Source organism: Bradyrhizobium sp. Kon56 (assembly GCF_055807635.1).
Genome location: NZ_JBVVOU010000278.1, coordinates 1 through 320 on the forward strand (window position 1 = coordinate 1; position 320 = coordinate 320).

1 pseudogene is annotated in these 320 nt (G+C 66.6%); it reads right to left on the reverse strand.

The features are described 5' to 3' along the window. Window positions 1–320: pseudogene (locus tag AC0L3B_RS38965) on the reverse strand (DUF1522 domain-containing protein); the annotation flags it as partial.

Here is a 320-nt window from a genome sequence, read left to right on the forward strand (position 1 = left end):
CTCGCACCGTAGATCAGCGTGGTGCCGGAGATGTTGGCGGGGGTACCGGCGTTGTCCTGCGTCACGGCGCCGGTGAGGACACCCGAGACACCGCCGAGCTTCGTGGTCGAAGCCGCAGCGGTCGTACCGCCGGCAGCGCCGGAGTACAGCACGTTGCTGCTCGCGGTCGAGCTGGCATAGGTCGTCGTGCCACGCAGATCGGACGCGGTCGCGCCGGCGATCGTGGTGGAGACGTTGGACTTCGAGGAATAGCCGACAGTGGTCTGCAGCGCCTGGTTGGCGATCGACTTTGCGCTGTCGATCAGCTTCTGCAGCGAGGT